The 9,763-nt window shown below is 72.8% G+C and carries 6 protein-coding genes and 1 pseudogene; 4 read left to right on the top strand and 3 right to left on the bottom strand.

Annotation, left to right across the window (positions count from 1 at the left end):
- Both guaB and IE312_RS04515 read left to right on the top strand, forming a co-directional pair.
- Positions 1–1,347, top strand: a 1,347-nt coding sequence (guaB, locus tag IE312_RS04520; RefSeq protein ID WP_229899039.1) for an IMP dehydrogenase, incomplete at its 5' end; no start/stop codon positions are given.
- A 143-nt stretch (positions 1,348–1,490) separates the two neighbouring features.
- Positions 1,491–2,615, top strand: a complete 1,125-nt coding sequence (locus IE312_RS04515) for a GuaB3 family IMP dehydrogenase-related protein (RefSeq protein ID WP_189978598.1) — start codon at positions 1,491–1,493, stop codon at positions 2,613–2,615.
- Positions 2,616–2,724: 109 nt separating this feature from the next.
- Here the strand turns inward: IE312_RS04515 and IE312_RS04510 are convergent.
- Together IE312_RS04510 and IE312_RS04505 are read right to left on the bottom strand one after the other, a co-directional pair.
- Positions 2,725–3,236, bottom strand: a pseudogene (locus IE312_RS04510) (GNAT family N-acetyltransferase).
- Between the two features lie 129 nt (positions 3,237–3,365).
- A complete protein-coding gene (locus IE312_RS04505) occupies positions 3,366–4,574 on the bottom strand; it encodes a nucleotide sugar dehydrogenase (RefSeq protein WP_189978596.1) in 1,209 nt (402 codons plus the stop codon).
- Positions 4,575–4,855: 281 nt separating this feature from the next.
- Here IE312_RS04505 and IE312_RS04500 point away from each other — a divergent pair, with 281 nt between their 5' ends.
- Positions 4,856–6,562, top strand: coding sequence for a glycerol-3-phosphate dehydrogenase/oxidase (locus IE312_RS04500; RefSeq protein ID WP_189978589.1), 1,707 nt, complete (start codon positions 4,856–4,858; stop codon positions 6,560–6,562).
- Between the two features lie 108 nt (positions 6,563–6,670).
- On the opposite strand, the gene IE312_RS04495 is transcribed toward IE312_RS04500, so the two are convergent.
- Positions 6,671–7,726: a serine hydrolase domain-containing protein gene (locus IE312_RS04495; RefSeq protein ID WP_189978587.1), complete on the bottom strand. Its 1,056-nt coding sequence runs from the start codon at positions 7,724–7,726 to the stop codon at positions 6,671–6,673.
- Positions 7,727–7,896: 170 nt separating this feature from the next.
- On the opposite strand from IE312_RS04495, the gene IE312_RS04490 reads away from it, so the two are divergent.
- Positions 7,897–9,763 (top strand): serine/threonine-protein kinase (locus tag IE312_RS04490; RefSeq protein WP_229899037.1); only part of this gene is annotated, 1,867 nt, incomplete at its 3' end.

The following is a 9,763-nucleotide window of genomic DNA, read 5'->3' as shown; positions in this document are numbered from 1 at the left end:
GCCGCCATGGACAAGGTGACCGAGTCCCGCATGGCGATCGCGATGGCCCGCCAGGGCGGCGTCGGCGTCCTGCACCGCAACCTCTCCATCGAGGACCAGGCCAACCAGGTCGACCTGGTGAAGCGCTCCGAGTCCGGCATGGTCACCGACCCGATCACCATCCACCCGGAGGCCACGCTCGCCGAGGCCGACGCCCTGTGCGCCAAGTTCCGCATCAGCGGCGTCCCGGTGACCGGCGGTGACAAGAAGCTGCTCGGCATCGTCACCAACCGGGACATGGCCTTCGAGAGCGACCGCAGCCGCCGCGTGCACGAGGTCATGACCCCGATGCCGCTGGTCACCGGCAAGGTCGGCATCTCCGGCCCGGAGGCCATGGAGCTGCTGCGCAAGCACAAGATCGAGAAGCTGCCGCTGGTCGACGACGACGGTGTCCTCAAGGGCCTCATCACGGTCAAGGACTTCGTCAAGGCGGAGAAGTACCCGAACGCCGCCAAGGACGCCGAGGGCCGGCTGCTGGTCGGCGCCGCGGTCGGTGTCGCCGGTGACGCCTTCGAGCGTGCCCAGGCCCTGATCGAGGCCGGTGTCGACTTCATCGTCGTGGACACCGCGCACGGCCACTCCCGCCTGGTCGGCGACATGATCGCCAAGATCAAGTCGAACTCCTCCGGCGTCGACGTCATCGGCGGCAACGTCGCCACCCGCGACGGCGCGCAGGCACTGGTCGACGCCGGCGCCGACGGCATCAAGGTCGGTGTCGGACCGGGCTCGATCTGTACGACCCGTGTCGTCGCCGGCGTCGGCGTCCCCCAGGTCACCGCGATCTACGAGGCCGCGCTCGCCGCGAAGGACGCCGGCGTCCCGGTCATCGGCGACGGCGGCCTGCAGTACTCCGGCGACATCGCCAAGGCGCTGGTCGCGGGCGCCGACACGGTGATGCTCGGCTCACTGCTCGCGGGCTGCGAGGAGTCGCCGGGCGAGCTGCTGTTCATCAACGGCAAGCAGTTCAAGTCGTACCGCGGCATGGGCTCGCTCGGCGCCATGCAGTCCCGCGGCGACCGCCGGTCGTTCTCCAAGGACCGCTACTTCCAGGAGGGCGTCGCCTCCGACGAGCAGCTGATCCCCGAGGGCATCGAGGGCCAGGTGCCCTACCGCGGCCCGCTCTCCTCGGTCGTCCACCAGCTGGTCGGCGGCCTGCGCCAGTCGATGTTCTACGTCGGCGGCCAGACGGTCCCCGACCTGCAGGCCAACGGCCGGTTCGTGCGGATCACCTCGGCGGGTCTGAAGGAGAGCCACCCGCACGACATCCAGATGACGGTCGAGGCGCCGAACTACAGCAGCAAGCGGTAGCTCCCCCCGGACAACAGCGCGTGCCGGCCTCCGCGCACGCGTGCGGCAGGTGAAAGGGCGGCCCCGGACCATCCGGGGCCGCCCTTGCCGTACCCGTCGGCGATACTGGAAGGCGCTGCAACGCATAGGGAAAGGCCACCAACGTGACTGAGATCGAGATCGGGCGCGGCAAGCGCGGCCGCCGGGCGTACGCCTTCGACGACATCGCCGTCGTCCCCAGCCGCCGTACGCGGGACCCGAAGGAGGTCTCGATCGCCTGGCAGATCGACGCCTACCGCTTCGAGCTGCCCTTCCTGGCCGCCCCCATGGACTCCGTGGTCTCCCCGGCCACCGCGATCCGCATCGGCGAGCTGGGCGGCCTCGGCGTGCTCAACCTCGAGGGCCTGTGGACGCGGCACGAGGATCCGCAGCCGCTGCTGGACGAGATCGCCGAGCTGCCCGCCGAGCAGGCGACCCGCCGCCTCCAGGAGATCTACGCGGCGCCGATCAAGGAGGAGCTGATCGGCGCGCGCATCAAGGAGGTGCGCGACTCCGGCGTGGTCACCGCCGCGGCGCTCTCCCCGCAGCGCACCGCCCAGTTCTCCAAGGCGGTCGTGGACGCCGGCGTGGACATCTTCGTCATCCGCGGCACGACGGTCTCGGCGGAGCACGTCTCGTCCTCGCACGAGCCGCTCAACCTCAAGCAGTTCATCTACGAGCTCGACGTCCCGGTGATCGTCGGCGGCTGCGCCACCTACACCGCCGCGCTGCACCTCATGCGCACCGGCGCGGCCGGCGTCCTGGTCGGCTTCGGCGGCGGCGCCGCGCACACCACGCGCAACGTCCTCGGCATCCAGGTCCCGATGGCCACGGCCGTCGCCGACGTGGCCGCGGCCCGCCGGGACTACATGGACGAATCCGGCGGCCGGTACGTGCACGTGATCGCCGACGGCGGTGTCGGCTGGTCCGGCGACCTGCCCAAGGCGGTCGCCTGCGGCGCCGACGCGGTCATGATGGGTTCGCCGCTGGCCCGGGGCACGGACGCGCCCGGCAAGGGCCACCACTGGGGCATGGAGGCGGTGAACGAGGAGCTGCCGCGCGGCAAGAAGGTCGACCTCGGCACGGTCGGCACGATCGAGGAGATCCTCACCGGCCCGTCCCACACCCCGGACGGCTCGATGAACTTCTTCGGCGCCCTGCGCCGCGCCATGGCCACCACCGGCTACAGCGAGCTGAAGGAGTTCCAGCGCGTCGAGGTGACGGTCGCGGACAGCCAGCACCGGCGGTAGCCGCCGGGGTGGTCGCCATGCCGCCCGGACGCCTGAAGGGCCGGTCGTTCCGCGGGGACGACCGGCCCTCTCGCATGCCCGAGCACGGGCGGACCGATCCGCAGGACGATCAGCTGATCGTCAGCTGCCATCTGATCTCTCCGTCGTGCCACTGGCCGGTGGGCGTGAGGCCGCGGTGGCGACGGCGGCGGATGCCTCGTGGTCCGGGTGGATGTGGGCGGTGACCGTGTGCACCGGATGCTTCCGGAGCCATGCGACGAGTCCTCGGGCGGCTTCGGCGGCGATGCCGCGCCGCTGCCAGCGGGTCCCCACCACCCAGGCGATCTCCGCGGCGGTTCCGCGGTCGTCGGCGGTGACCGTCGCTTGGACATGGCCGGTCAGGCAGGCGGCGTCGCGGAGCTGGATCACCCAGTTGCACCAGGCTTCACCGGGCCGGGGCGAGCCGGCCACCAGGCGTTCGTAGCGCACGCGCAGATCCTCGGCGGTGTCGGGGGCACCGCCGATGAAGGTGTGCAGGCCGGGATCGGAAAGTACCGCGGCCATCTCGTCGGCGTGCTCGACCCGCAGGGGAAGCAGGGCCAGCCGGTCGGTACGGAGGGCTTCGGGCTCGAGGGTGATCACGCTGCTGCCTGCCTCCTGGTCGGACGTCCGACGAGTATGCCGCGTTCGCGGCGGGCGCCGGCCCGGAGCAGGGCAGCGAGGCGGGGCGCGCCCGCCGGCCCCGCGGGCAGGGTCACAGCCGGGGCGCGGTCACAACCGGTGCGCCGCCCCCGTCGGTGTGGCCCCCCGCGTGTCCAGCAGCAGCTGAGCCTTCACCGACAGGCCCTGCAGGTCGTACGTGCGGTGCTGCTGGAGCAGGATCGTCAGGTCGGCGTCGGCCGCGGCCTCGTAGAAGGAGTCGGCGCGGGGCACGGGCCGGTCCAGGACGCTCCACGCGGGCACGTACGGGTCGTGGTAGCTGACGGCCGCGCCCAGCCCCATCAGCCGTACGGCGATCTCCTGGGCCGGGGTGCCCTGCTGGTCGGCGAGGTCGGGCTTGTAGGTGACGCCGAGCAGCAGCACGCGGGCCCCGCGCGCGGACTTGCCGTGTTCGTTCAGGAGTGTGGCCGCGCGCTGGACGACGTACCGGGGCATCCGGCTGTTGACCTGCTGGGCCAGCTCGACCATGCGCAGGGTGCGGGTCGCGTGCCCGGTCAGGTCCTGCGCCGCGCCGTGCCCGCCGACTCCGGGTCCCGGCCGGAACGCCTGGAAGCCGAAGGGCTTGGTCTCGGCGCACCGGATGACGTCCCACAGGTCCACGCCCAGTTCGTGGCAGAGGACGGCCATCTCGTTGACGAGCGCGATGTTGACGTGCCGGTAGTTGGTCTCCAGCAGCTGCACGGTCTCCGCCTCGCGCAGCCCGCGCGCGCGGACGACCTTGTCGGTGAGCCGGCCGTAGAACGCGGCGGCCGACTCGGTGCAGGCGGGGGTGAGGCCGCCGATGACCTTGGGGGTGCTCGCGGGGGTGTGGTCGCGACTGCCGGGGTCGACCCGGCTGGGGGAGTACGCCAGGTGGAAGTCGCGGCCGGCGCGCAGCCCGGAGCCCTCCTCCAGCAGCGGGCGCAGGAAGTCCTCCGTCGTCCCGGGGAGCACCGGCGACTCCAGGATGACCGTGGTGTGCGGGCGCAGCCGCGCGGCCAGGGTGCGTGCCGCCGCCTCGACCTGCCCGAGGTCGAGTCCGCCGTCGGCGCCGCGCGGGGTGGGCGCGCAGATCACCGCCGTGCGTACGCGGCCGAGCTGGGCCGGGTCGCTCAGGGGCCGGAACCCGGCGGAGTGCATCCGGCGCAGTTCCGCCGGGCTGAGCGAGCCGGCCTCGGGGCCGGTGGCATAGCCGACGGTGGAGACACCGGCGGCGACGGCGGCCTGGGCGAGCGGCAAGCCGTAGGGACCGAGTCCGATGACGGCGAGGTCTGCGGGCATGGCGTGAGCCGTCCTTCCCAGGAGCCGAAGCGGGACAGGTGCGCAACCGCTGTGGACAGGATGAGCGAGTGCATTGCAAGACTAGGTACACATATGACCGTTATGTGTGATTGTGTTTGTGTGTCTTCCCAGGGTTGTGGGTGAGTTGTCCACAGGCGGGGAGCCCGTGGTGGCTGGAGCAGGGCATCCCCGTCAGAATCTGGGCATGAGGAGGGGATGAACCGGGCTTCGCCCTCCGGGTGCGGCCGACGCGAGCAAGTGTGCGACAGCGGGAGGCAGCGGTGAGGACAGCGACACTGGGGCCGGCGCAGCGAGCCGAGGCACTGGCGGCGATGGCGGAGCGCGAGCTGGACGTGCTGGTGGTCGGCGGCGGGGTGGTGGGCGCCGGCACCGCGCTGGACGCCGTCACCCGCGGCCTGTCCACCGGCCTGGTCGAGGCCCGCGACTGGGCCTCGGGCACCTCCAGCCGGTCCAGCAAGCTGATCCACGGTGGCCTGCGCTATCTGGAGATGCTCGACTTCGCCCTGGTCCGCGAGGCGCTCAAGGAGCGCGGCCTGCTGCTGGAGCGCCTCGCCCCGCACCTGGTCAAGCCGGTCCCGTTCCTCTACCCGCTCCAGCACAAGGGCTGGGAGCGGCTGTACGCCGGCTCGGGCGTCGCGCTCTACGACGCGATGTCGATGGCCCGCGGCCACGGCCGGGGCCTGCCCATGCACCGCCACCTGACCCGCCGGCACGCCCTGCGCGTGGCCCCCTGTCTGAAGAAGGACGCCCTGGTCGGCGCCCTGCAGTACTACGACGCCCAGATGGACGACGCCCGCTTCGTGGCCACCCTGGTGCGTACGGCGGCGTCCTACGGCGCGAAAGTCGCCAACCGCGCGCGTGTGACCGGCTTCCTGCGCGAGGGCGAACGGGTCGTCGGCGCCCGGGTGCAGGACGTGGAGGCCGGCGGGGAGTACGAGGTCCGCGCCCAGCAGGTCGTCAACGCCACCGGCGTGTGGACCGACGACACGCAGGCCATGGTGGGCGAGCGCGGGCAGTTCCACGTCCGCGCCTCCAAGGGCATCCACCTGGTCGTGCCCAAGGACCGCATCCACTCCACCACCGGCCTGATCCTGCGCACCGAGAAGTCCGTCCTGTTCGTCATCCCGTGGGGCCGGCACTGGATCGTCGGGACCACCGACACCAAGTGGGACCTGGACAAGGCCCATCCGGCCGCGTCCAGCGCCGACATCGACTACCTGCTGGAACACGTCAACTCGGTGCTCGCCGTGCCGCTCGGCCGCGACGACGTGGAGGGCGTGTACGCCGGGCTGCGCCCGCTGCTGGCCGGCGAGTCCGACGCCACCAGCAAGCTGTCGCGCGAGCACACGGTGGCCCATCCGGTGCCGGGGCTGGTGGTCGTGGCGGGCGGCAAGTACACGACGTACCGGGTGATGGCCAAGGACGCCGTGGACGAGGCGGTGCACGGCCTGGACACGCGCGTCGCCGACTGCGTGACCGAGGAGACCCCGCTGCTGGGCGCAGAGGGCTACCAGGCGCTGTGGAACGCGCGGGCGCGCATAGCCGCCCGCACCGGACTGCACGTGGTCCGCGTGGAGCACCTGCTGAACCGGTACGGCTCCCTCGCCGAGGAGGTCCTGGACCTCATCGCGGCCGACCCCGCGCTGGGCGAGCCGCTGCACGCCGCCGACGACTATCTGCGCGCCGAAGTGGTGTACGCCGCCTCGCACGAGGGCGCCCGGCACCTGGACGACGTCCTCACCCGCCGCACCCGCATCTCCATCGAGACCTTCGACCGCGGCACCCGCAGCGCCCGCGAGGCGGCCGAGCTGATGTCGCCGGTCCTCGGCTGGGACGCCGGCCAGATCGAGCGCGAGGTCGCCCACTACGAGAAGCGGGTCGAGGCCGAGCGCGAGTCCCAGCTCCAGCCGGACGACCAGACGGCGGACGCGGCACGGCTGGGAGCACCGGACATCGTCCCGCTGTGACCCCGCGCCCCGCCGGTCCCCTCCCGCGGTCGTCCACGGCTCCTCGTCTCCCCGACTTCACCCGGACGAGTGAGTCGAGGCGGGATCTCCGTGCGGTTCCCGGCCGTTCTACCGGGTGCGAGGACAGAACTCGGCGGCGAGCAGGGCCGGTTCGAGGCGGGGATCTGCGATCGCGTCCGTGTTCACCCGGACGGTGAGGACACGGCGGCCGTCGGCGGTGGCTGCGCTGCGCACGTAGCTCCCGGATATCCGGCCGTTGTGCCCCCACACGGTGGTGCCGCACGGCAGCTTCACCGGAAACACCCCCATGCCGTACGAGCCGTGTGCGGCACGGGTGTCGAGCACCTCGCGCAGCCCGCGCGGGGGCAGCAGCCGGCCGCCGAACAGGGCCGCGTAGAAGCGGTCCAGGTCGGCCAGCGTGGTCACCAGCTCACCCGCCGCACCGGCCACGCGCGGGTCGAGTTCGGTGACGTCGGAACCGTCGGCCGCGTAGGCGCGGCCGTGCGGCGCGGGAAGTGACCTGCGGGACCCGGGAAAGGAGGTACCCGTCAGACCCAGCGGAGCGATGACGCGGCGCTCGGCCTCGGCGGCGTAGGAGTGACCGGTGACCTGGCGGACGACCAGGCCGAGCAGAACGTAGTTGGTGCTGGAGTAGAAGAAGCGGCCCGGACGGGCCGGAGGGAGGGAGAGTGCGACGCGTACCGCCTGAAGCGGGGTCAGCGGCGCGGCGCCGTCGGTCGCTTCGGTGAAGTCGGCCAGCCCGCTGGTGTGGGTGAGCAGCGCCCGCAGGGTGATGTGCCGGCCGTCGGCGCCGTCCCCGCGGAGCAGCCCCGGCAGGTGCCGCTCCACGGTGTCGGACAGGGAGAGCCGGTGCTCCGCGGCCAGCTGGAGCACGACCGTCGCCAGGAAGGTCTTGGTGATGCTGCCGGCCCGGAAGTGGTCGGCGCGGGCGATGCCCCGCCCGGCGGCCGTGTACCGCAGGCGCACCCCGTCCGTGCCGGCGTCCCGGACCAGCAGGGCCGCGGCGGGTGCTCCACCGTCCTGGACGAAGAACGGCAGGACCGAGTCGGTGGCGGCGGCCGGAGCGGTGTCCTGGGAGGCGGCCGGGGCCAGCAGCAGTACCAGACACACCGGTATGGACAGGACTGCCCGAAGCGTCGGCATCCCGGTTCCTCCCTTCTTACGACCCATCATCCCGGTAAGCGGAGCACCAGATTCAGCGGGTCTGCGGGGTTGCGGAGGGCGGGTCGGGCCCATGAACACCCTGGGCGCCGGGCACTTGTCGGGTGAGAGACAATGGAGGCTCTGTCAGGGCGGGTTGTATGAGGGGACGCATGTCGGAGGCGGAGCGGGCGGGTACATCTCGTCAGGAGACTCGTCAGGGCAAGAGCGAGCGGCGTCTCCTCGCCGGGCGGTACCGGCTGGGAGACGTGCTGGGCCGGGGCGGTATGGGCACGGTCTGGCGGGCCGAGGACGAGACCCTGGGCCGGACGGTCGCCGTCAAGGAACTGCGGTTCCCGTCGAACATCGACGAGGAGGAGAAGCGGCGCCTGATCACGCGCACCCTGCGCGAGGCCAAGGCGATCGCCCGGATCCGCAACAACAGCGCGGTGACGGTCTTCGACGTGGTCGACGAGGACGACCGGCCGTGGATCGTCATGGAGCTGGTCGAGGGCAAGTCCCTGGCCGAGGTCATCCGCGAGGACGGCGTGCTGGAGCCGAAGCGCGCCGCCGAGGTGGGGCTCGCCATCCTCGACGTGCTGCGCTCCGCGCACCGGGAGGGCATCCTGCACCGGGACGTGAAGCCGTCCAACGTGCTCATCGCCGAGGACGGCCGGGTCGTGCTCACCGACTTCGGCATCGCGCAGGTCGAGGGCGACCCGTCCATCACCTCCACCGGCATGCTGGTCGGCGCCCCCTCCTACATCTCGCCGGAGCGGGCCCGCGGCCACAAGCCGGGCCCGGCGGCGGACCTCTGGTCGCTCGGCGGTCTGCTGTACGCGGCGGTCGAGGGCACGCCGCCCTACGACAAGGGTTCGGCGATCGCCACGCTCACCGCGGTGATGACCGAGCAGTTGGAGGAACCGAAGAACGCGGGACCGCTGCGGGACGTCATCTACGGCCTGCTGAGCAAGGACCCGGCCAAGCGGCTCGACGACGCCGGGGCCCGGGCCATGCTCAACGCGGTCATACGTGCGCCCGAGCCGGAACCGATGGACGCCACCCGGGTGGTTCCGCTGCCGGCGCAGCCCGGCGGCGGGGACGGCGGCCGGGGCGACGAGCCCGGGGAGAAGCCCGGGGAGAAGCTGCGCGGCGCGCTGCGCTCGGTCCGCAAGGCGGCCGGAGCGGCCACCGGCGCGGCGTCGGCGCGGGCGAAGAGCGGCAGCGAGCCGGCCGCACCGGGCACCGCCGGCACGCCGGCCGTGCCCGGTGCGCCGGCCGCCGGCAACGCGGCCCCGGGCGGCACGCGGCCCGGCGCATCCGGCGCATCCGGTGCATCCGGTGCGCCCGGTGCTCGTACCGGGGCGGGGGCCGGATCGGCCGGCGCCGGCGTGCCGAACGCCGGTGCCAACCGGACCGGTTCCGGCTGGCCCGTGGTGCCGCCGCCGGACCTGGACCTGCCGCCGCGGCCGGTGCCGAGGGCGCCGCTGACCGACGTGGTCCCCCGGCGCACGCTGGTCGTGATCGCCGTGGTCGTCGTCCTCGCGGTGCTCGGGGCCGTGCTGGCCATCGCCCTGAGCGGCGACGACGGCAAGGGCGGCAAGACCGGGGCCAAGGCCGTGAGCAGCGCCGACGCGTCGCCGAAGCAGGACAAGAGCACCGGCGTCGGCACGGACAGGGGCAAGCGGACGGACGGCGCGAGTTCGCCGGCCGCCGGTGACGGTTCGGGGCAGGACGGCACGGCCGGGACGGAGGCGAGCGAGTCCGCCGAAGGGTCCGGCTCCGACGAGAAGGGCGACTCCGGCACCAAGGACGGCGGGAGCGCCCCCGTGGCGTCGACCCACAAGGGCGGCCAGGGTTACTCGATCGGGCTGCCCGAGGGATGGTCGTACCGTTCGACCGGCGGTGCCGGCGACCGCTACACCGGCCCCGACGGGCAGAAGCTGCTCATCGCCTGGACCGGCACCCCCAAGGGCGACCCGGTGGCGGACTGGCGGAACCAGGAGCACTACATGGTGCGCTCCCAGTACCACCGGATCC

This window comes from Streptomyces capoamus (genome assembly GCF_014654935.1).
GTDB lineage: Bacteria > Actinomycetota > Actinomycetes > Streptomycetales > Streptomycetaceae > Streptomyces > Streptomyces capoamus.
The sequence above is the reverse complement of the archived record's forward strand: the minus strand, read 5'-3'. Positions and strand labels throughout refer to the sequence as shown.